Source organism: Psychrobacter sp. Ps4 (assembly GCF_022129285.1).
GTDB lineage: Bacteria > Pseudomonadota > Gammaproteobacteria > Pseudomonadales > Moraxellaceae > Psychrobacter > Psychrobacter immobilis_A.
In genome coordinates, this window is sequence record NZ_JADQAK010000012.1 from 19855 (window position 1) to 43993 (window position 24139).

At 42.2% G+C, this 24139-nt stretch carries 18 protein-coding genes and 1 pseudogene; 6 read left to right on the forward strand and 13 right to left on the reverse strand.

The features are described from left to right. Positions 1–67: 67 nt before the first annotated feature. The 3 genes and pseudogenes from I3252_RS08395 to I3252_RS08405 form a co-directional block, all read left to right on the forward strand. Positions 68–2782: pseudogene (locus tag I3252_RS08395) on the forward strand (M66 family metalloprotease); the annotation flags it as partial. Between the two features lie 328 nt (positions 2783–3110). Then, positions 3111–4718: a DUF2254 domain-containing protein gene (locus I3252_RS08400; protein WP_238034852.1), complete on the forward strand. Its 1608-nt coding sequence runs from the start codon at positions 3111–3113 to the stop codon at positions 4716–4718. A gap of 66 nt (positions 4719–4784) precedes the next feature. Then, positions 4785–6092, forward strand: a complete 1308-nt coding sequence (locus I3252_RS08405) for a sodium:proton antiporter (protein ID WP_238034853.1) — start codon at positions 4785–4787, stop codon at positions 6090–6092. A gap of 118 nt (positions 6093–6210) precedes the next feature. Here the strand turns inward: I3252_RS08405 and I3252_RS08410 are convergent, their stop codons facing one another. The 3 genes from I3252_RS08410 to I3252_RS08420 form a co-directional block, all read right to left on the reverse strand. After that, positions 6211–6759, reverse strand: coding sequence for a DUF2127 domain-containing protein (locus tag I3252_RS08410; protein WP_238034854.1), 549 nt, complete (start codon positions 6757–6759; stop codon positions 6211–6213). Further along, positions 6752–7846, reverse strand: coding sequence for a dihydroorotase (locus tag I3252_RS08415; RefSeq protein ID WP_227678200.1), 1095 nt, complete (start codon positions 7844–7846; stop codon positions 6752–6754). Before I3252_RS08415 ends, I3252_RS08410 begins: the two co-directional genes overlap by 8 nt. 177 nt (positions 7847–8023) lie before the next feature. Next, positions 8024–9097 (reverse strand): aspartate carbamoyltransferase catalytic subunit, encoded by a 1074-nt coding sequence (locus I3252_RS08420; RefSeq protein ID WP_238034855.1) that lies wholly within the window; start codon positions 9095–9097, stop codon positions 8024–8026. A 416-nt stretch (positions 9098–9513) separates the two neighbouring features. Between I3252_RS08420 and I3252_RS08425 the strand changes: the two genes are divergently transcribed. Both I3252_RS08425 and I3252_RS08430 read left to right on the forward strand, forming a co-directional pair. After that, on the forward strand, positions 9514–10497 hold the full coding sequence (locus I3252_RS08425) for a class 1 fructose-bisphosphatase (RefSeq protein WP_238034856.1): 984 nt from the start codon (positions 9514–9516) through the stop codon (positions 10495–10497). A gap of 103 nt (positions 10498–10600) precedes the next feature. Next, positions 10601–11395, forward strand: coding sequence for an RNA methyltransferase (locus I3252_RS08430; protein ID WP_201503001.1), 795 nt, complete (start codon positions 10601–10603; stop codon positions 11393–11395). A gap of 104 nt (positions 11396–11499) precedes the next feature. Here I3252_RS08430 and I3252_RS08435 read toward each other — a convergent pair whose 3' ends face one another. The 9 genes from I3252_RS08435 to I3252_RS08475 form a co-directional block, all read right to left on the reverse strand. Then, positions 11500–12708 carry a cupin-like domain-containing protein gene (locus I3252_RS08435; RefSeq protein WP_238034857.1) on the reverse strand — a complete coding sequence of 403 codons (1209 nt, stop codon included), beginning with the start codon at positions 12706–12708 and terminating at the stop codon, positions 11500–11502. A gap of 344 nt (positions 12709–13052) precedes the next feature. Next, complete coding sequence (locus I3252_RS08440) at positions 13053–13985, reverse strand: FAD-binding protein (RefSeq protein WP_238034858.1); 933 nt, start codon at positions 13983–13985, stop codon at positions 13053–13055. Positions 13986–14136: 151 nt separating this feature from the next. Continuing rightward, positions 14137–14886 (reverse strand): electron transfer flavoprotein subunit beta/FixA family protein, encoded by a 750-nt coding sequence (locus I3252_RS08445; RefSeq protein WP_045446670.1) that lies wholly within the window; start codon positions 14884–14886, stop codon positions 14137–14139. Between the two features lie 453 nt (positions 14887–15339). Then, entirely contained in the window at positions 15340–15903 is a 564-nt protein-coding gene (locus I3252_RS08450; RefSeq protein WP_238034859.1) for a YetF domain-containing protein, read from the reverse strand. A gap of 253 nt (positions 15904–16156) precedes the next feature. Then, positions 16157–16369 (reverse strand): cold-shock protein, encoded by a 213-nt coding sequence (locus tag I3252_RS08455; RefSeq protein ID WP_010196799.1) that lies wholly within the window; start codon positions 16367–16369, stop codon positions 16157–16159. Positions 16370–16749: 380 nt separating this feature from the next. After that, complete coding sequence (locus I3252_RS08460) at positions 16750–17175, reverse strand: hypothetical protein (protein ID WP_045454429.1); 426 nt, start codon at positions 17173–17175, stop codon at positions 16750–16752. Between the two features lie 270 nt (positions 17176–17445). Continuing rightward, a complete protein-coding gene (gene ilvC / locus I3252_RS08465; RefSeq protein ID WP_045446660.1) occupies positions 17446–18462 on the reverse strand; it encodes a ketol-acid reductoisomerase in 1017 nt (338 codons plus the stop codon). Positions 18463–18608: 146 nt separating this feature from the next. Then, positions 18609–19106 (reverse strand): acetolactate synthase small subunit, encoded by a 498-nt coding sequence (ilvN, locus tag I3252_RS08470; RefSeq protein WP_045454430.1) that lies wholly within the window; start codon positions 19104–19106, stop codon positions 18609–18611. Continuing rightward, a complete protein-coding gene (locus I3252_RS08475; protein WP_238034860.1) occupies positions 19106–20938 on the reverse strand; it encodes an acetolactate synthase 3 large subunit in 1833 nt (610 codons plus the stop codon). The genes ilvN and I3252_RS08475 overlap by 1 nt, the downstream gene beginning before the upstream one ends. Positions 20939–21801: 863 nt before the next feature. Here I3252_RS08475 and I3252_RS08480 point away from each other — a divergent pair. Next, on the forward strand, positions 21802–22299 hold the full coding sequence (locus I3252_RS08480) for a DUF4124 domain-containing protein (RefSeq protein WP_201603785.1): 498 nt from the start codon (positions 21802–21804) through the stop codon (positions 22297–22299). A gap of 8 nt (positions 22300–22307) precedes the next feature. On the opposite strand, the gene I3252_RS08485 is transcribed toward I3252_RS08480, so the two are convergent. Then, positions 22308–24047: an NAD(P)H-hydrate dehydratase gene (locus tag I3252_RS08485; RefSeq protein WP_238034861.1), complete on the reverse strand. Its 1740-nt coding sequence runs from the start codon at positions 24045–24047 to the stop codon at positions 22308–22310. Between the last annotated feature and the right edge of the window lie 92 nt (positions 24048–24139).

Sequence of the window (24139 nt, forward strand, 5' to 3'; positions counted from 1 at the left end):
GAGCAATAACTTGAAAAATACAATAGCATTCCCAGTAACAGCGCTAAGCATTTGTGTCGTATCCATTATGCTTTCTGCTTGTGGTGAAGGTGATGGCAGCACATCATCACTTGTACCACCAACCGTTAGTCTACCAGTAGAAACGCCGCCTGTTAAACCACCAATAACGAGTATTCCTGCTACGCCACTTGAACCAAGTACACCTATTAAGCCACCAATAACGAGCATTCCTGCTACGCCACTTGTGCCAGCTACGCCTATCAAATATCCAGAACCAAAAAAGGATATTGCTGATTTTTATTTATTAGGTTTTTTTGACCACGATGGTAGAGCGGGAGAAATTCGTACTATTCGTCCAGACTTGGTTGGCGAATTTCAAGCGATGATACAGTTTGGGCAGAATCATACCGTTGATCCACAGGGTAACGAAGCAAAAAACATGCCGCGCCTGACGGCAGAAAAAGAGGCGCTGTTATTGGTGACGCCTACGCTTGAAATGGGTGACATTAATAAATTAGCGGCTGAAATTTACAAAGACGGGGTTTTATTACGAACTGTCAATTTAGCCGATCCGACTCAAATCCCAGACACGGATCAGACTAACACTGATCAGCGCGCACGCGTTGCTTACAGTAAGCGCGCATGGTCAACCAAACTCAACTGGGATGAGGTACAAGGTGGTCTCAAAATTCGCATTGTGGATGACCAAAATCGTAGCGGTGAACTGTCAGAAGATAACATAGATTTTGCCGCCCCTGGTGAGTTGGTATTGACCAATATCCGTCTGGGCATGTTAACGGATGCACCTCAATCTTGGGGTCATTATATGCTACGCGATCCAGAAAGAGCGGGTTCAGACTACTTCCAAACCATTCCAGCAGCACAAATGACCGTTGCTAGCTATGATGACATGAAGCTCGAACGAGTAATGGTCGCCAATGGCACTATTTATGATTAAGTCAGTGACTCAAATGATGCTGGCGTTTATGCTGGTGATATGCGCGAAAACACCGCGAAATCAACCTTTGGTGTTGGCATTAATTTAGCCAATTGGGGCGTTACCAGTGCTTCAATGCAAAGTCAAGAGCAACCGCAATTGACCCAAAACGTCAATGCGCATCACGCTCGCGGTAAATATAAGAATGGTGAATATAACCACGGCTTAAGCGGCGGTAATGGTATGTTGACCCTAATCGACTCTCAAGGTAATGAGTTCAGCCACGAAATCGGTCATCATTATGGCTTGGGTCATTATCCTGGTGAACAGAACGGCGATTTCTTTTGGGCCGAGCATCATGCCAATAGTGGCTGGGGCTATAATGGCGTCAGAAACAAAATGCGCAGCAACTTAGACTGGCCACGACAGGTCGAGGGTGATGGTCTCACTGGTAAACCTCTTTTCTTAGCCACCTATGGCTATGGTCGCGATGCGATGTCTGGTGGATCACAGAGTGGCGCTTATTCAAACTATACTCACTATACGGGTTATAGTACAAAAATTAAGATCCAGCCAGCATTTGATAAAGCAGTATTTGACGCTGACTCACCAACTGGCTATAAGAAATGGAATGCCGATCTCAGAAAGATGGAAGTCATCCAGCCTAAGGTATGGCAAGGTTCTAAAAACGTTTGGTACAACAGCGCGGATGGTAATTACTTAAAACCACGTTTGCAAGGCGTGCCAGTATTTACCATTTTAGGCGGTTATGACCCTGTCGCGCAAAAAGGCATCATTTATCCAGAAGCACGTGGTAACTGGGGCAACGTTTTTGAGTTACCGACACCGAATAACTCGCTTGAATCAGCAAGCTGCTGGTTAAGCGTTACTTATAGTAATAACACGATTAATGATATTGCGTTGGCTCCTAATCGAATGACCAGTAACGCCAATAAGTTCCATGTTAATTTAGCGATTGCAGACAACCCGAAAAAAGTAGATTTGTACTGTAAAAAGGTCAATGAAGCACAAGTACAGCTCTCAACCATTGATATTCGTCAATATAGTGATGCGATTAAACCCGCGGTTACCTTTGGTAAAGAACAGGGCTATACGGCACTAAGAAAGGTAGAATTGCCAATCTTAGAGCAGAAACTTCTTGCTCAAGCAGAACATTCGACTATTAGTTTAGACGCCAACGGTCAGTTGTTATATGATTCTTATAAAGAGTATCGTGATGAGCTTAGCCCTTTAGCACTCCAAACATTAGAGCGTTATGAGAAGCAGCAAGAAACTCTAAATCGTCTAAACCGTTGGGTCAATGTCTATCGTACGGATTTAATCAAAAAAGAGCCTGAAGCACTTACTGAATTTCAAAAGTTTGTTGTAGATTTAGAGCTACAAGATGACAAACCTTTAGATAATGTGACTACTATCCGTAATGGCAACAACTGCCTTAAAGTTGAAACTCTAGAAGGTGGTAAGTTAAATAGCTTTATTAGTGGTCCAAGTGGCTGTACTGGTGACGACTCTGAACAGTGGATTTACGATCTTAAAGGTAAAATTCACAGCAAAATGGCATTAGATCAGTGTTTAACGGAACAAGGTTCTTGGGTGGTTTTGGGTGCTTGTAGCTTGGACTCGCCAGCGCAAGTTTGGGAGATGAACGGTGCTGACCAAATCAAACAAGGCAACAAATGCTTTGATTTGCGTACTGGTAACTTAGTAGATAATCGCGGAAGCTTAATTACTTACAATTGTAGTGGTGGCTGGAATCAGAAGTGGACAACGCTGACTAAAAACCCAAGCTTTATCTTAGGGACCGCAGGTAACAATCTACCGTTAATCGTAGATAGTCTGCAAAAACAGCCAGTATCGACGGATGATATGCAAACGCGTTCATTAAGTATGGACAGTAAAGAAGAGCCTTCAGTATTAGCAAAACTAAGCACTGCGATAAGCACTTGGATTGACAATCTAGTCAGTTAACAAAAGAATTCATTATGCTAAAAATAAGCTCCTATGATAGGGGCTTATTTTTTACTAAATTTTTAATCTTTGTGGCTTATATGGTAAGGTAATTTACTCTTCATAGGTTTTATTAGCCAAATAAAATCCTAGCTTAGTAATAAAAAATGGGTCACTTTTTAGGTCACTTGTGGAGCATATAATATTGAATAAACACCCTGAAAGTGGCTGGTTTAACTCTGCATTGCTGACAATAACGCATAGACTAAAGCAGTTCGCCCAGTTATGGTCACTACAGACACTGACCGATATGCCTGATCGACTAAGAAACCTATGGCAGCAGCTTATTGGCTCTTATTGGTTTATCCCAACGGCATGCGTCATTGCAGGTATATTGCTAGCGCCTTTATTGGTCACTATCGATCAACACTTTGACCGCGAAACCGTCAGAGAGATTACCTTTGCTTTTACCGGTGACGACGATGCGGCGCGCGCTATCATGACAGCGATTGCAGGCGCAGTATTAGGCGTAGCAGGCACGACCTTTTCCATTACAATCGCCGTGCTGTCGATGGCCTCTTCGCAATTTGGCCCACGGCTATTGCGCAATTTTTTGACCGATACGCCTAACCAGTTTGTATTGGGGGCGTTCATTGGCACCTTTAGTTATAGTTTATTGGTGTTAAAATCCATCCATAAATATGACGTGGCTTTTGGTGTGCCACAGCTCGCAGTGACTTTTGCGATTATCATGGCAATTATATGTGCGCTGTTGCTGGTGTACTTTGTACAGCATATGGTACATGCCATTCAAGCCTCACATGTGATTCAAAACGCCAGCAATGATGCGATTAATAATATTCACTATTGGTATCGTGATCATTGCGATATCCAGCATCAACGCGATATAGAACATCATGACATTGAACAGTTTCATCACTGGTCAGCGATGCCCATCTATCCACCAAGCTCAGGTTATGTTCAACAATTTTACCTTGAGTCACTGATTACACTGACACAAGACTATGGCGGAGTGGTGCAAATGCGTATTAATCTTGGTGATTATGTCACTGACAAAAATGTTATCGGTTACTTTTACCAGCGTCCAGCAGGTCATCCAAACAATCGACAAAAAACAGCGACGCCATCTTTAGCTGTTGTACCGCGTGCCCCTGACGGACTTTTTTGGCAGCGCTTTGCAGGCTGTATACGTATCGAACAACGACTGGCTCATTCTAACGATATTGCTTATAGCTTGGGACAAATGACTGAAATCGCCGTACGAGCATTGTCTCCAGGTATCAATGATCCAAAAACAGCGGTCAACTGCGTACAATCACTGACCAGTTGCTTAAGTATTATGATGCGTCGCCAGCCGCCCAGCTCCTATCATTTTTATACACCGGCACAAAACGATGATTCATCGAAAGCCGAAGTTAAACAGCGACGCTTGGCGATATTAGCCATAGTTACTCATACTCCCAAAATATCTGATTTTATCAATACATCACTAGGCGAGATACGTCGGTATGCAGCAGCAGATTTGATGGTCTTAAAAGCGCTATGTCAGGCGATGGTCAATCTAAGTTATGCTCGCGTAAATAACGCACAGCAGCAAATCCTATTGCATGAGATAAAACTGATTGAGCGCGCAGGAGAAGAAAACCTAAGCTATCAAGAGCTGATAGATGACTTGAGCGCGATGTGCCAACAAGCCCAACAGTTCATACTTAGCAACGATGCTCATCATCAGTATTTTAACTATGTTAGCGCGTTTGACACCCATATTCGCCAAGCATTACAAACGCAATAAAAATAAAAAGACAAACGATAACTAAACTAAAATCAAACCTATTTAGTGTTTGTAAGCGCTAAGCTTATGACAATTTTAAACTCACTTGAGAATTTTTTCATGGCCCCTACCAGTAGCCTAACCATACTTGAAATCAGCGCGATATTCTTATCAATCACAGCCCTATTAACTTACGTTAACCATCGTTTTATTGGCCTACCGACGACGATTGGCGTGATGGTTATCTCCATTTTATTATCTATTGGCGCGATATTTTTGGGATTTTTGGGATTTGATCAGCTGATTGATTATGAAGTAAGCTTGTTAGAGCAGCTTGATTTTACCGAAGTTTTATTAGATGGCATGCTCTCTATGCTGTTATTTGCAGGGGCGCTGCACGTCAATATCAGCGATTTAAAACGTTATAAACTGCCTATTGGTATCCTTGCTTGCGTCGGTACCATCGTCTCTGCGATGCTTATCGCTACGGCGCTTTATTTTATGCTGCCGCTGCTTGGTTTCGGTTTGCCGTTTCTTTGGTGTTTGCTATTCGGTGCTCTAATATCACCGACCGACCCCATTGCCGTAATGGGTATTTTGGCATCGGCTGGCGCGCCAAAAAGTATAGAAACGGTCATCGCGGGTGAATCACTATTTAATGATGGTATCGGCGTCGTCATCTTTGTATTGCTGCTAGGTATTTTATCCAGTGGTGATATCCCAACCGCCAATTATGTGGCGCATACCTTAGCGGTTGAAGCCGGTGGCGGCATTATTTTTGGCTTAGTACTTGGGGCAATTTTGTATTACATGCTGAAAAGTATCGATAGCTATCAAGAAGAAGTGTTGTTAACGCTTGCTGGGGTGATAGGTGGTTATGCACTCGCCAGCCATTGGCATTTATCAGGACCACTCGCTATGGTGATGATGGGATTAATGGTTGGTAATCGCGGACGAGCATTGGCGATGAGCGATAAAACGCGGCATTATATTGATTTATTTTGGGAATTAATCGATGAAATTCTCAATGCTATTTTATTCGTACTCATCGGTTTAGAAGTAGTGATGATTGCTTATTCGGGTAATTTATTTATCGCCGCTGGTTTGACGATTGTCATTGCCCTAGTTGCGCGTTTTATCGTTGTAGGTATGACGACCAAAACCTTTCATCGTCAGCTCGATTTACCGACTGGTGCATGGAAAGTGCTGACATGGGGCGGATTACGTGGTGGTATTTCGGTTGCTTTAGTGTTGCAGCTACCGCTGGGAACCGAACGCGATATCTTGTTGGCGCTCACTTATGCAGTGGTGATATTCTCTATCTTGGTGCAAGGTTTGAGTATTGGCAAAGTCGCCAAAAGCATTCGTACTGATAAAAGTACAGCAAAGCCATAATTTATAACCAGTTTTAAGCCCATCGTTTTAGCAAAAGAAAAGCCAGCATAAGACAGTATCTTGTGCTGGCTTTTTCATACACATTCAGTTTTTTGGATCGCCGCTATATAAGCCCTTTTTATATCAAGCCTTTACGCTTCATATTACGATAGACCACGACCACAATAAGAAGATTCGAGACTAATATCCCAAGCTTAAACCAATCAAATGGGCTAACGATTAGATAGTAAAGCTCAATAGGAATAAACACCCCATAACCCAGCACACCAAACCAATACGCCCATGTTTTATCTTGCCATAAGCCATAAGCCTCAAGGAAACGCAAACTGGCGTAAGCAAAGATTAATAACAAGAATAATGGCCAGTTTTTACTTGCCTGCTGGGCAATCCGTACTGCACTGTCAACTTGCGGTGCCAGTAGCTGTCCAAAAGTCTGTTGCCAAGAAGCAGTCGCTGTCGTCAGCCAATGCTCAAGGTCAGTATGCCATGACCATAAAGCCCCTGCCCCTAATAGTGCACCGATCCCTTTAACCACCTCATAGATTGCCACCGCTTTGATAGACTCACTGGCAGTACTGTGCGACTTAATGGTTTGGTTGTGCAAGTGATGATCGTTATCCTTCGAGGATGGTTGCAGACTATCATCCTGCCTAGGCAAATTAGCCAAAGAAAGTCTCCACAACGCGGCCTTGCAACTGCTGATTAAAGAATGGCGTGTTTTTACCATTGGACAGCATGGATTGGGCGGTCACTTGCCATTCCAAATTAGGATCCACCAGTACTGCGCCGCCGATTTTTTCATATTGCTCACTAATACCAGCGATTTTCGCCGGATTGAGACAGATTTTATCGACGAGTTGCTCTAAGGTTAACACCTCATCATTGACTAGCTGACAAGCCAGCGCCATAAAGGTATCAAAATTTGAGATGCCTGGTGTGCTCTCGGCAAATGGGGCTTTTTTGGCAGTACTGTTCAAGGGTTCATGATGGCTACATATCGCATCAATGGTGCCATCTTTTAGACCACGGCGGATGGCTTGCTGATCGGTATTACTACGCAGGGGTGGTAATACATAGGCTTGGGCGTTAAAACCCTCTAAATTATCATCGGTCAAATACAACTGATGCATCGCCACATCACAAGTCACGGGCAGACCTTTATCTTTTGCCCAGCGCATCAATTCGATTGAAGATTTGCACGACAGTTGACTAAAGTGAGCAGCGATGCCTGTTTCTTCAACCATCAGCAACTGCGTTGACAAGGCAACCGTTTCAGCGATCCAAGGAATCCCTTGCAAGCCGTGATATGACGCGATATAACCTTCATGCGCCACGCCATCACCAGATAGACTTGGCTCGTCAGGATAAAAGAATACTTTCATATTAAAAGTCGCGGCATATTCCAGTGTACGCAGTAATACTAAATCATTGCGAAAAGGGCGGCGCGCATTAGAAACGGCTATACAACCGCCTTTTTTGAGCCCAGCGATATTTGATGGGCGCTCACCTTCTAAACCAGCAGTCAACGCGCCTAAAATATGCAAATATATGCCGCCATCACCAAGCGCGCGCTCACGTAAGCCTTTTAATAATGAACCGTTCTCTAAGATAGGATTGGTATCAGGAGGAATGACCACATGCAAAAAACCATTGCCACGAGCAGCGCGTCCTTCTGACTCCAAAGTGCCATGTTGTTGCTGACCCGGTTCACGTAGGCGGGCGCACAAATCCACCAAAGGCGGCAGTAGCCACATTTCACGACCAGCTTCGAGTGACGCCAACTTATCTGTCGCAGCAATTGATAGTGAGTCTTTAAATGATTGAGGAAGATGGTTAATTATCGGTGCATCCATATTTAACATAGTTGTCATGAGCGTTATTACCGTATCAATAAAATGGGATAAATAAATATAAAACAGCGAGGCAGAAGATTATTTGCTCGCAGCTTGGTGAGCGCGCTGACCTTCCATAGCTAGCGACAGTACTGCCATACGAATAGCGATGCCGTTATTCACCTGTTTTAAAATCACTGACTGGTCACCATCGGCAACGCTTGATGCAATCTCAACACCGCGGTTCATCGGTCCTGGATGCATGACCAATGCATCGGGCTTAGCCAATGCCATACGCTCTGGTGTAATACCGTAGTGTTTATAATATTCACTCGATGATGCCAGCAGCGGCGAGCCAATACGTTCGTTTTGTATTCTTAATCCCATAATGACATCACAGTCCGTGACACAGTCATTCATATCTTCATAGACTTGTACCCCAAAACGCTCAATGCCTTTCGGTAATAAGGTACGCGGCGCACAGACGCGGATGTCTTTGACACCCAAGGTTTGTAGTGCACTGATATCTGAGCGTGCGACCCGTGAATGCTTAATATCACCGACGATAGCCACTGACAATTCCTCAAATGGGCGCGGCGCTTCACGATGAATAGTGAGCATGTCGAGCATCCCTTGTGTTGGATGCGCATGCCAGCCATCACCGCCATTAATAATGGCAATATCGGGTGTCACCTCTGTTGCCATAAAATGGGCAGCACCTGATGCTGAATGCCGTACCACAAAGATATCTGCCGTCATGGCTTGTAGGTTCCACAGCGTATCGCGCAAGCTTTCACCTTTTTTAGTGCTAGAGCGCTCGATATCGATATTGAGCACATTGGCACCGAGACGCTTTTCGGCTACCTCAAAGGTCGTACGGGTACGCGTTGACGGTTCAAAAAACAAATTCATTACCGTATAGCCTTCAAGCTCAGGACGGTTAATGAGCTGTCCATTATCATCAAAAAACGTCTCTGCTTTGGCAATAATCGCTTGCAACTGCGCTTTATTAAGACCTTCTACCCCCAAAAAATGGCGAATGCTACCATCAGCATTCAGCTGCGGACGACTTAACGACGCATCAAGTTTCTCATGAATGGTATCAGGGTCGAATTTGGTATAATCCGTTGATGAGACTGTCTGAGTTGAGCGGCTATCGGTAGAATTTGGCATAGTGGCAGGTCTTTATTGTTGGTTTATATGATTTAATAATCATTATTTATGCATTTTTTGGCGATTTATAGTCGACGATAAGCACAGAGACAAGGACATTTTGGCACTTATTTGCTACAATTTACCCCAGTGGCAGTGAGAGACATAGCGCCGTAAAAAACAGCCATCGTCATCCTCTTGGGCAGTAGCCATAGACCTGTCAAAACCATCATTAGAAATCCGCTTAGCCAAACGATAAATAAATAATAATAGTGATAGTGTAGCTGATTTTGTGGTCAGGACAAAGATGCCGTGCGAGGTATTTAAAAATTTGCCAGATTTAGGTCTGTAACGTGCGACCTAACCGATTTTCCGACCCCTTACTTAATCCTTAGTTTCAGTAGCCTTTATTTTAACAGCATTTATTAGGAAGCCTTATGACAACCCTTACAGACTATCTCAATGATTATTCACCCAATCCTGCACTGAGTGACGTTATTACGACTGTCACTGACGTGGGTAAAACCATCTCACAATTATTGAGAAAAGGGGCGCTAGCCGACATTCTAGGCGAAGCTGGCAACCAAAACGTCCAAGGTGAAGACCAAAAGAAACTGGACGTACTGGCCAATGACTTACTATTAGGTGCTTTGGCGAAAAATACCCATTGTGCAGGCGTTGCCTCAGAAGAGCTTGACGACGCTACCCCTGCCAATGCAGATGGCAGTTTGTTGGTATTGTTCGATCCGCTTGATGGTTCATCAAACATCGATATTAATATGGCCGTTGGCACTATTTTTTCTATTTTACCGTACCAGCGCCAAGGTCAAATCAGTGAAAATAGCGACTTCTTGCAAGCTGGTAATCAACAGCTAGCAGCAGGCTATTTGTTATATGGCACCTCTACCGTACTAGCGCTAACTATCGCCGATCATGTCTTGATGTTTAGCCTAGATCCTGACACTAACGATTATGTATTAATAGAAGAAAACGTGCAAATCGATGCCGATACCAGCGAATACGCCATCAATGCTTCAAACTACCGCTACTGGCGCGCACCCATGCAGCAGTATATCGATGAGTTAATTGCCGGCGAAACGGGTGTTCGTGGTCGCGATTTTAATACGCGCTGGGTGGCTGCCATGGTCGGTGATGTGCATCGTATTTTATGTCGCGGTGGTCTCTTCACTTATCCGTTCGATACCAAATATGCCAATAAAGCGGGCAAATTACGCTTGATGTATGAAGCCAATCCAATGAGCTTATTGATTGAGCGTGCGGGTGGCGCTGCTACTGATGCAGTCAATCGCATTTTAGACATAGAGCCAACCGATATTCACCAACGCGTCCCAGTGGTACTAGGCAGCAAAAATGAAGTCGATTATGTTAAAAGTCTGCATGTAAATTACGCTGATAAATAAACTCTTTGCCTTTACTTTGATAACAGTCAGTATAAAGCCAGAGCATTTATAAGCTTTATACTGATCGTTTAATTTTTTTATATTTTTTTCTAAGCGATCCACTATGGTAGCAAATCCCACCGAGCTTATTACCTCAGATAAAAATACGACCGTTAAACTTGTCAAATCCTTGTTAACGCAAGCGCGGCAGCGGAAGAAGCAAGGGCAAACGGTGATTGAGGGCGTCCATCTCATCGATGCGGCGCTGCGTAGCGACTACCCGTTTGTCCAAATCCTACTCGCAGAGTCTGCGCACAACCATCCTGAGGTTCAGCAAATTTTGACGCGCTTGCCTACTTATACGCCTATTTTAACGTTATCAAATTCGCTGTATGAGAGCATTCGTAGCTTAGGTACTGGTATCGATATCATGGCAATCATTAAAGTACCAACACCTCGTTTATCGATGATTGATAATGACTGCTTGATTTTAAATGATGTGCAAGACAGTGGCAATGTGGGCACCCTATTACGCACCGCAGCAGCGGTTGGCATCAAGAACATACTCTGTACCAGTGCGACAGCACAAGCGTGGTCCCCTAAGACATTACGAGCAGGCATGGGCGCTCAGTTTGCTCTGACTATTTATGAAGGTCTAAGTGTGCAAGATGTTTTGAAACATGTACAAACACCGCTATTTGCCACCAGCTCCCATACTGATACAGTCATTTATCAACATGACTTAAAGCAACCTATTGCTTGGATTATGGGTCATGAAGGTCAAGGCGTTTGTGATGAGCTGATGCAGTGCGCCACCCCTATCGCTCTACCACAGCCTAATGGTCAAGAAAGTCTGAATGTCGCCATTGCAGGCTCATTATGCTTATATGAAACGCTACGTCAAAGAAACTATGCCTAAAATATTCTGTCATGTATGTAGCCCATGCAAAGCATGGGCTGAATAAATATAGTGATTCAGTCAATGTTTTAGGTAGAGTTTATTTTCTCAACTACATATAGAAACTAACCTTGTGCTTCCATAAAGCTTGCAGAATAGTTGTTTGGTGCATTAAAGTTAGTAAAACTAATGCTAATGGATTTCTCCAGTCCATTCACACAATGCCACCACCCTATAGGAATAAATAGCGCCTCGCCAGCTTTAATAGTGACTTCAACTGGGGTCACATGTTGCATTAATGGATATTCCTTTAAATCAAAATTAGGAAAATCTACTTCACTATAAACGTGCAAATCATTATAGAGCCAAGGTACTTGCCACGCTGGAATCAACGTAACCTTCTTAGTGCCATACACTTGAACCAACATGTTGTTAGTTAAGTCATGATGCAATGGCGTAAAGGTGCCTTTGGGTCCCATCCAGAAATAGGTACTAAAAGCTGCATCATTATCTAGAAGATGGCGATAGCCTTCACCAAAATCACCTATGTCATCAAGTGCTGGCCTAATGACTTCAACGTTTTGTTGTGTGTTATTAGCAGTCATATAATAGTTATTACTTTCACCGTCATTTTCTATCATATTGAAAAATTCAGACATCAGCATTGATTTACGATACTTATCGGAATGACGTTCAAAAAGAACATCAGTCTCGCGATTAAACTGCACCTGAATTTCCGCATCGCCTAGCTTATCTGCAAAATAATGCGGGCTCCATTTCTTCAGTGCTGGCCAATGATCGATACCTTTTTTAAGCACCACAGGCTTATGCTTACTATAGTAATCCTTGATAAATACCTCAAACGGCGGCGTATCAATCACCTCAATTTGTTGGCTGTAGCCGGGATCTAACTTGGCTAAGTCGTCACAAGTATTAAGAAGCCATTCTCGTTTTTTTAGTAGCTTGGTGGCTTTAACGCCTGCTTGTAGGTAAGGGCTTTTAGAGACCGTCTCTATTTCTAGCAATATCTCTGCGTGACTAAAGCCTTGCTTAGCCAATACTTTCGCAATACTGTTTTTACTCGTGCCTTCAAGCAAATTGGTAGCGACCCATCCTTTCCAATTATTTGGTAGTCTACGAATTGATTGTTTACTGTCGTTTGCCGCCACCTTGGAATCATCACTCAGAGCGGCTTTGATTTGAGCGTCTGAAAAGTGATTATCTTTTAGCGTTTGAACAATTGTCTCTGCTTGGACACCGCGAATTATATTAGTCGCTACCCAGTCATTCCATTCCTGAGGTAAGCGTTCTGACGTGTTTAATTCTGCCTTCATTAGCATCTCCTAATCCCTTAATGTACTAATTAATTGGTCTATCATGTAATCATCTATTATTGAGTATAGTCAGTTAATTATCACTATAATCTTGCTCTACAAATTAAACTATAACATTAATATAATAGCTTACATTCATATAGTAGCGGACATTTATCCATTTGACTAGAGCATGTCCGCAGTTCAAAAATGCAGATAAAAACAAGATGAACTGCAGCTATATAAGAAACAGCGAAATCATATCAGCATTGACAATACCCCACAAAAAAGCCTTCGATTCATTGAACCGAAGGCTTTATGACTTATGATAGATTAAGCGACATTAAACGCTTAACTTTTCAAAATTAAACCTTGCTAGTAAGCTCAGGCAATGCTGTAAATAAATCAGCTTCTAAGAAGTAATCAGCAACGCTAGCGATAGGTGCTTCTGGGTCATTGTTGATAGCAACAATAACTTTAGAATCTTTCATACCCGCTAAATGCTGAATCGCGCCTGAAATGCCCGCTGCGATATATAAGTCTGGTGCAACGATTTTACCCGTTTGACCGACCTGCATATCGTTTGGTACGTAACCTGCATCAACAGCGGCACGTGATGCACCAACGGCAGCGCCAAGTTTATCAGCCAATGGTTCGATATATTTGGTGAAGTTTTCACCATTTGCTAAGGCACGACCACCAGAAACCACAATGCCTGCTGAAGTCAATTCAGGACGGTCAGATTTCGCCATCTCTTCATTAACGAAGCTTGCTTTGCCAGTTTCTTGCACGTTGTCGATTGTCTCAACAGTAGCTGAACCACCTTCGCTTGCTACTGGGTCAAAAGCCGTGGTACGTACTGTCATGACGACTTTATCTTCTGTGGTCTTAACAGTTGCTGTGGCGTTACCAGCATAGATAGGACGCTCAAACGTTTGCGCATCTACGACGGCAGATATTTCTGATAGCATGCTTACGTCAAGTAAAGCGGCAACGCGTGGCATAAAGTTCTTACCAGTAGTGGTAGCAGGTGCAAGGATATGGCTGTAATCACCAGCGATATCAGCAACCAATAGCGCGACGTTACCCGCCAATTGATGCTCATAGGCAGCGTTTTCTGCTAATAATACTTTAGTCACGCCTTCTGCTTTAGCTGCTTGGTCAGCGACAGCTTGAGCACCACTACCTGCAACTAACACATGGATATCATCACCCATTTGCTTAGCAGCAGCGATGGTATTCAAAGTTGCCTTTTTTAGACTGGCATTGTCATGTTCTGCATATACCAAAATTGCCATGATTTTAATCCTTTTTTATTCGTATCATCTATTCATGCGGTTGTTTGTGTACAAAGCTGTTTGAGCAACTATTATTTTATATAAAATAAATCAGTTAAATCTATAGCCTTGTACAGGATATGCCGTAGCGAAGTATCCAATCATTGAAACATTAAATGACTTTTGCTTCGTTTCTTAGCTTATCGACCAACTCATCCACTGAACCCACTTTGATGCCAGCTTTACGTTCAGCAGGTGGCACAACTTTAATGATCTCTTGCTTAGAGGCCATATCAACACCAAAATCAGCAGGCGTTTTTTCGTCAAGTGGCTTTTTCTTCGCTTTCATGATGTTAGGCAATTTAGCATAACGAGGCTCATTCAAACGTAAATCAGTGGTAATAACCGCTGGTAGCTCAAGTGCTAGCGTCTGTAAACCACCGTCGATTTCACGAGTCACGTTTACTTTATCGCCTTCTACTTTCACTTCTGATGCAAACGTACCCTGACCGATACCCATCAATGCCGCTAGCATCTGACCAGTCTGATTGTTATCATCATCAATGGCTTGCTTACCCAATAAGATAATATCAGTGCCTTCACTCTCGGCGATATTTTTGAGGATCTTAGCAATTTGTAATGGATACGGCTTGTCATCAGTCAACACTAAAACACCACGATCAGCGCCCAACGCTAAAGCTGCACGAATTTGCTCTTGTGATTCTTTTGGACCGATTGAAGCAACAATGATTTCATCAATCACACCCGCTTCTTTTAGACGAACCGCTTCTTCTACTGCAATCTCATCAAAAGGGTTGATTGACATTTTAGTGTTTGATAAATCAACGCCAGAGTTGTCAGCTTTTACACGAACTTTTACGTTGTAATCAATGACACGCTTGACCGCTACTAATGCTTTCATACGTTCCTCGTTTATTAATGTTATGAATTAAAAATTGTCAGTTAAGAACCAAAGGTTCATTTTTTTAAACTGTCGTTCAAAATACTACTTAGGGTTATTACTGCGTCAACAGATAGTAGTTAATTAATCGAGAAGAAACAATACCGAAAATGGTATTAGTATCACACTACTCATTGATAAAATCTGCTAAAGCTAAGCCAACCATTATTATCAGACCCCTGTATCTTGCGTGAGCACAGGCATAAGGTCAAGACAACGCCGTGAATAATGCGTCATAAATTTGTCACCATTCTATAATAAATAGTTTATAAGTACACAATTTTATAGTCTTCTTTAACCTATATTCTCAATATTTCACCTGTTTTTAGCACTGTCAACACGATAGTTACTTAATGGATTGTTGTGATCTATCTCGTTGGCATCCATCGAGAACAACAATCAAAAACTCAAAATCTACGATTTGCTGTTTTTACTGGAACCAATCAGCAACTCACTGTCGCGTATATCATCGAATAATGACCAGTCAGGCGTAACCGCATTATTTTTGATGACACTCATATCCCCTGTGGTTTCCATGATGACAGCAAATACTTCCGTTTTAGACTTGATTCCATTTTTGCGTAAAACCTGTTGAACATCACTGGTACTAAGATTGGCCTCTTTTAGATTTCCACTAAAATACTCGCCATGGGCCATTAATATAATGGCTCGATTGTCTATCAGAGATTTTAACGGTTTGAATTTACGCCTGATAAATGAGATAACCCCTTGAATCACAAATAATACCGCGACAGCATACAGCCCTTGCATTAATGACGGTGTGTCTGATAGCACCGTTGAAGCGAGTATACTGCCAATACCGACAGTCATCGCAAAATCATGGCTTGAGAGCTTGGAGAAACTCCGCAACCCCATCAATCTTGTAAATAACATTAACCCTAAATAAAAACCGATTGCAGATAGAGAAATACCCAGCACTTGCTGCCAATCGATTGAAAACCATGCCTCCCACTTCATAAAACAACCTTATTTTGTTAGATCTTTTTTGAGTCAGTGCTGATGACTGACAGCTAATATCAGTATGCTTTTGATGATTTTACGTTTATAGCGAGAAAAATGGCATAAAAAAAGCAACCTGATAAGAGGTTGCTTTTTTTTAGAGTTGAAACAGTATTTTTATTGTTTTAACAAACAAAGGCATCAATGCATATTGATAATCTTACTGTCATCAAGCTTACTGACTAATCAGCTTACCAGATGTCAAATGAGATTAGATAGCTTCGATTTGCTCGGCTTGTGGGCCTTTTTTGCCATCACCTAAGATGAAAGACACTTTTTGGCCTTCGGCTAGAGTTTTGAAACCACCACCTTGGATAGCGCTGTAGTGAGCGAATACGTCTTGTCCGCCATTGTCTTGAGCGATAAAACCAAAACCTTTAGCTTCATTAAACCACTTTACAGTGCCTTCAACTTTATCTGACATAAATTTTCCTAACTCTTTAACTGTTGGCGAGACGTGTGTCGTCACCGATTAATTGATATATACCCAAACTATTTTCTGCTAAATGCAACAGTCAATATGATCAAAATATCGTTAGATAGCTTGAAATTACGACCTAAAATCTTTTGAGTACAGGCTGATTATAGCAGCTTTTTATAATCGCAACAGGTTAAATTGATGATTTTTGTAAATAACGATAATCCGTTTTGAAAAGTCACGAAAGCCAATTAAATACTATCTAATACATTGATAAGAAAGATATTTTATATCATTTACTATCTATCATTCTAACGTAAAGGTGTCATTTAGGTTGGTGACAGCATTATCTCAAATAATAAATAGGTGATAAGTCAGCATATGCTTCATTGAGATATCGGTAGCCACGGTGAACTTAATACTAACAAACAAAGCGCAAAAAATATCAGCGAAAATGACTGACTATAGGCGATGTATTTAGCAGGTATCACCAAGTCTTTAGGAGAATCAGGAATACCTTTACGTTTTAGTAAACGCGTCCCGTATATCCATCCAAAGGTAGTATAGATGCCATAAGCAGCAGGTACTGTAATGGCTAGTGGCGTCAAATCAATCACATATAATATGACAACGGAAATAAAGAACCACAAAGTATCCAAGAGTGAGCTGATTTGAAAAAACTTAGACTTAGGCAATTTGCCATCGGTTTTTTTGAGCATCTCCCCTTCTATCCATATTAAAACAGCTACCACAGCGCTAAGAGTAATATATACGAATTGCGGCGTTAGCCAGTCTGGATAAGATATTTGCACAACACACAACCTATAATCTATAAAAGATAAGAACGCGCAACTCAATCGTCTTGATAATTAACCAGCAATTGGTTGCACTAAGAATATTCAAAAAAATCAATGAAGGCTAAATATATGAGGCATCGATTGGTGGTTTTCAACCAACACCAAAGCGATTGTGGTTAAAATTTCACTAAAGTAGTGCAAACTAAAAAAGCCCACACTATTAAGTAATAGCATGGGCTCTTAGGTCTATATCAGCGATTAATCTCTTAATAGCTTAATACTGAATTAGTTTTTTTCTTTATCGATGATTTTGTTACCACCGATCCAAGGCATCATGCCACGTAGCTTAGCGCCAGTGATTTCGATTTGATGCTCTGCATTGTTACGACGACGAGCAGTCATTGATGGATAGTTGGTTGCGCCTTCAGAGATAAACATCTTCGCGTACTCACCAGACTGAATGCGTTTTAGGGCATTACGCATGGCTTCACGTGATTGCTCATTGATGACTTCAGGACCAGTTACATATTCGCCATATTCAGCGTTGTTACTGATTGAATAGTTCATGTCAGCGATACCGCCTTCATACATGAGGTCTACGATAAGCTTAAGCTCATGCAAGCACTCAAAGTAAGCCATTTCTGGGGCGTAGCCAGCTTCAGTTAGCGTTTCAAAGCCCATTTTCACTAGCTCTACTGCACCGCCGCAAAGTACCGCTTGCTCACCAAATAGATCCGTTTCAGTCTCATCTTTGAACGTCGTTTCGATGATACCTGAACGACCACCACCAACGCCAGCAGCATATGACAATGCCAATTGTTTGGCTTGACCTGATGCATCTTGGTAGATAGCGATCAAATCTGGAATACCGCCGCCTTTTGCAAACTCTGAACGTACCGTATGACCTGGTGCTTTTGGCGCAACCATGATGACATCAAGATCACCACGTGGTACGACTTGGTTATAATGAATCGCAAAACCATGAGCAAACGCTAGGGTTGCACCTTCTTTGATGTTTGGTTCGATTACATCATTATATAGCTCTTTTTGAAACTCATCAGGCGTCAAAATCATGATGACATCAGCGGCTTTTACCGCTTCTTCTACTTCAGCTACTTTTAGACCTGCGTTTTCTGCTTTTTTCCATGAACCAGAGTTAGCACGTAGACCAACGGTCACATCAACGTCTGAATCTTGTAGGTTAAGCGCGTGTGCATGGCCTTGTGAACCGTAACCAATGATGGCAACTTTTTTGCCTTGGATGATTGATAGATCACAATCTTTATCATAATAAACGTTCATAAACAGAGTCCTTTTCCTAAATCATGGCTTGCCATGGATAAATAAACACTTAAATTATAATCACCTTATCGAAGTGATGGGTGAATAAGCGCTATGTTAATGTTTGAATAAATAATTTGACCTACAATAGGCACGGTGGGTACCCATTATAAACTGAGCGTTTTTTCGCCGCGTGCAATACCAATCACACCCGAACGCACCACTTCCATAATACGTTCACGACCAATCACATCAATAAAGCCGTCAAGTTTGGCTTTGTCACCAACGATTTGAATGGTATATAGATTGGCGTTTACATCAACGATTTGTGCGCGGAAAATATCGGCACTGCGTTTAATCTCTTCACGTACGCCACCCGTCGCCCGTACTTTTATGAGCATCAACTCGCGCTCGACGTGCACGGTATCTGATAGATTAAGCACTTTAACCACTTCAATCAATTTATGCAATTGCTTGGTGATTTGTTCTATTTTTTCAGGTGACGTAATAGTGGTCAATGTTAAGCGAGAAATACTCGAGTCGTCTGTTGGCGCAACGTTCAAAGTTTCAATGTTGTAGCCACGTTGAGAGAACAAACCGACCACTCGCGACAACGAACCCGCTTCGTTTTCCATCAATACCGAAATCAGATGTTGTTGTTGCATTAGGTACGCTCCCCTTTTGTTAACCACATATCACGCATCGCTTGCCCAGCGATTTGCATTGGATATACATGCTCGTTACGATCGACATAAACGTCAATAAATACCAATCTATCTGTTATTGCCATGGCTTCCGCCAATTGCGCTTCCATGGTCGCAGGATCAGTAATCTTGATACCGACGTGACCATAGCTTTCAGCGAGTTTGACAAAGTCTGGTAGTGAATTCATATAAGAATGGGCATGACGACCTTCATACAGCATATCTTGCCATTGCTTCACCATGCCTAATTGGGCGTTATTTAGATTTAAGATTTTAACTGGCAAATTATATTGTAAGCAGGTTGAGAGCTCTTGAATATTCATCTGAATAGAGCCTTCACCCGTGATACAAACCACGTCACGCTCAGGGTTAGCAAGTTTGGCTGCCATCGCATACGGCAAGCCAACCCCCATCGTCCCTAAACCACCTGAGTTTAGCCATTGGCGCGGCTCATTATAGGTATAATAAAGCGCTGCAAACATCTGATGCTGACCGACGTCACTGGTGATAATAGCGTTACTATTCGTCACTTTATCTAAAGCTTGAACGACCGCTTGGGGCTTAATGCCGTTATCAGTGCTAGTGTCATAACGCAGGCCATGACGCTTACGCCACTCATTAATCTGTGACCACCAATCCAACAATGCTGGTTGATCTAACTCTTTATCATCACCGATAATCTCTAATATATCGGTCAGGACAGATTTGACATCGCCCACGATCGGAATATGGGCATTAATCGTTTTTGAAATAGAGGTAGGATCAATATCAATATGAATAATCGTCGCATTCGGACAGAATTTTTTGACATTATTAGTGACACGGTCATCAAAACGCGCACCAACTGCCAAAATGACATCGGCATGATGCATGGTCATATTGGCTTCGTACGTACCATGCATACCAAGCATACCTAAGAACTGACTATCAGAACCAGGGAACGCACCCAAGCCCATTAAGGTATTGGTTACTGGTAAGTTTAAACGGTGCGCAAGCTTAGTAAGCTCTTTATGCGCATTGCCTAAAACAACACCACCACCAGAGTAAACAATCGGACGCTTTGCAGCAAGCAGCGTTTCAACCGCTTTTTTAATCTGACCACTATGACCTTTTAATGACGGCTGATACGAACGTATAAACACTTCTTCTGGATAAGCATAAGCAAACTTTTCACTTGGCGCGGTCATATCTTTTGGTACATCAATCACTACAGGACCTGGGCGTCCAGACTGAGCAATATAAAAGGCTTTTTTGACAATCATTGGGATTTCGCTAGCGTGGCGCACTTGAAAGCTATGCTTCACGATAGGACGTGATACACCGACCATATCTGTTTCTTGGAAGGCATCTTCCCCAATTAGGCTGCTAGGTACCTGACCTGCGATAACCACCATCGGCACAGAATCCATAAACGCTGTTGCGATAGCCGTTACGGTATTAGTAGCACCTGGACCTGACGTCGCTAAGACCACCCCTGTCTGCCCTGTGACTCGCGAATAAGCATCTGCCATGTGACCGGCTGCTTGCTCATGACGTACTAAAATATGCTCGATATTTTCTTGTTGAAACAAAGCATCATAGATATGAAGAACCGCACCACCTGGATAGCCAAAAATATATTTGACGCCCTCATCAGTCAGTGATTGCACCAACATCTCAGCACCAGATAGCATTATAGGTTGATCACTACCCTCAGCGAGGCGTTGTTGCTTTTCTTCAAAATTTTTGGCGGCATTCCCCGTTTGGGTATGTCCCGTCATATTCGGACTTTGCGTGGTTTGCGTCACTGTCATCACCTTTTTTTTGTCAAGAATTGGCGTTCATTTATAAGAGAAAACCACGCTATTTACACAAGATGGTTCGTCTTATAGAAATGGCTGCGAATCCTTATCCATATCAAGAATGTGTGCCCACTATCTCTAAGTAACGCTGTTTTATAAGACAGCAGGCTACTCAAACACAGCAATATATGTAGGGTCAGTTTTATGGCAGGAGTCTATCGATGTACAGTGACAAGATGCGCGTGCATCTATAAAAGAAGCTTATTATTGATAAATAGCAGACAGCATTTACAACAGGTTGATTTATACAGAGGTATCGATATTCACAATTTAAATCACTCTCACAGCCAATATTAATTTGTAAAATGGTTAGATTTTACGATAGGCTTATTAAAAAGATTGAATTGCTGAATATTTTTCCATGTTTAATACAACCGCTAGAGTCACGCTTAGCGCATTTCAAATAATAAGTTTATCTTAGTCATTGTAGACAGATAAGTCCGGAGACAATACATAAAGTCATCGATAACAATCGTTATGATTACTATCTTTGCAATATCATTGTCACAAAGAAACGAAAACTGCGTAAGCCACTGATAAGTAACCTATCGTCCTCATTTTCAAGTGCCACGGCAATATCATAAAAGCCGCTCACTGACCAATCAACTGCTATTATATTCGATGGTTTGTGAGCTATTGTCAAGAAAAACTTCTAAAGCCCATCCCTAACTATTAGTTATTAAATAATATACATTCATAAGGATTATTTGTTAGAATCGAAAGCTGGTACATTTTTAGTACCATTCCAACACTTAAATGTTATATTGACACATATATACACATCTGTTCTTTTACCCCTTGAGAGGATTGCTACTATGGCATATGCGTCTAAAATAAATACTGCTACCAAACTGCTTATGAGTACTGCGTATGTGCTAATGCTGTCGATGAATGCCAGTCATGCTATTCAAGTTTACAAATCTGTTGGTGCACATGGTGAAGTCAAATACAGCCAACATGCGCCGCAAAATGGTAAAAACATTGAGCTGATTGAATTTCGTAGTGACGGCAGACAAAGCAATGCAGGACAATTGGCTGGCAAAACAGATGCCCATCAAAGTACTAATACTCAAAGCGTAGAAGAACAAAGAGTTGCAGCGCTTGAAGCGCGGATTAAAGAACAAGAAGCACAAGCCAATGCACAGCGTTGCCAGTCACTCCGCAATAATCTGACCAACTTAAATGTCGGCGGACGTATTTATGAGATGGATGCAAATGGCAAGCGTCAATATTTAGACGGTCGTGAAATTGAGCTCAAACGTGAACGCGTACAGCAGGCAATTGATCAGTATTGTGGCAACTCAACTACCTAGGCTTAATGCTAATTATAGACGTTAATCAATAGCTGCATTACATGACGAATGGCTGCTGGCATATCCTGAGCTTGTAGTCCTCGTTGTCCAACCAACAACGTATTATTACTTTGATTGACCAGCGTATCCCCTGCTAATCCATGTATAACAACCGCCTGATGCAAGCTTTGCATTCCTGATGATAAATCTTGTTGTGCTAGCAGACCAGCAATGACACCGGATAACACATCACCCATGCCAGCCGTCGCCATACCCGCATTACCGGCAGCACAAACATAAACGTGGTGCTCATCTAAGCCCTGCTCTAATATCAAAGAACCTGCGCCTTTTAGCACCCATTCACCACCATAAGTTGTAGCGCACTGTTTTATCGCTTGTAGTCTATTGCTTTCCACTTCACTGATTCTCTTATTCAGTAATCTAGCAGTTTCGCCACTGTGCGGTGTCAAACAAACTTGATGATTAACGCTATATTCTCGCAGCTGACTGACCAATTCATGATGCTCTAATTGCAATGATGCCAAATGATAAAGTCCATCAGCATCAATCACTATTGCCTTTTTAGCTGTCATCGCAGTTTGTAGATACTTTATAAATAACACTTTTGCTTTTTCATCACGACCAAGCCCCATACCAATCGCAATCACAGTGGCTGACTTGATTAACTCCTGCACTCCATCCACATCATGCAAATTGATCGTCATTGCATCTGGTAGCGAAGTTAATAGGGCGCTATGAAAAGCCTCATGGCAAGCAACTGTAATTTTACCCGATCCTGCCGCCATCGAGCTCGAAGCAGACAGTATCGCAGCGCCGCCCATACCTTGTGAGCCATCGATACGATTACCGCCAATAATCAGTACATGACCATAGCTACCTTTGTAGCTATTTTGACGGCGAGGACTTAGACCATATGCAGTAGTAATTAGTGTTGCTACTGGCATGAAAATTTTGCCATTTATTGGATAAGGTATCAGCGGTATATCAATTACCTTGCCGCTATGATCCATACCATCCTTGGTATGCAAACCGAATTTCCGTGCAATTAAACATAGCGTTATATCAGCTTGTATAGCCACATGCTCAAACACTTCGCCAGTCGAAGCCACCAAACCACTTGGAATATCAACCGCAATGGCCAAGGTGTTATTTCCTTCAGATAACTCATTAAAAGTGCTAATGGCCATTTTATAAATACCTGTAGGTGCACGATCCAGTCCAATACCAAACAACGCATCAATATAGACATCGGCTTGCAGATTACCACCTATTCCTTCTTGTAGATCACAAGCACTATTTTCAAAGCGTCGATAAGGGCAATTAGCCAATAGTGCCTCTTTTAGGGCTTTTTGTGCGTCAGAAAATGCTGTTGTGTCATTGGTATCAAAATCATCACTCTCAAAACCCACTGTTACCACTTGTACCTGCCAACCCATTTGCTGTAAATAATGAGCAATGAGCCAACCGTCGCCACCATTATTACCCTTTCCAACCCAAATGCTCACTCGATGCTGACGCATATGACAACGAGGCCCATAAGTAGTGGCTGATGAATATATGTTTAATTGTTTTTGTTCATATAATTGCTCTATGTGTTGCGCCATTTGCCAGGCTGCTTGTTTCATCAACCCAAAACTATCATGCCCTTCGACAAACCATGCTTGCTCCATCGCATAGAGTTGTTCACTGCTATATAACGGGATAGGTTTTGTACTTTTTATAGGTGATAAATTGGTCTGATTTTTCATAGCTAATCCTTGAGTATTTTTTGCTGATTTTTATTTTATTGAGATATGATTACTATCATTTAGCACCAGCTTAGCAAAAGCTTACATCAACG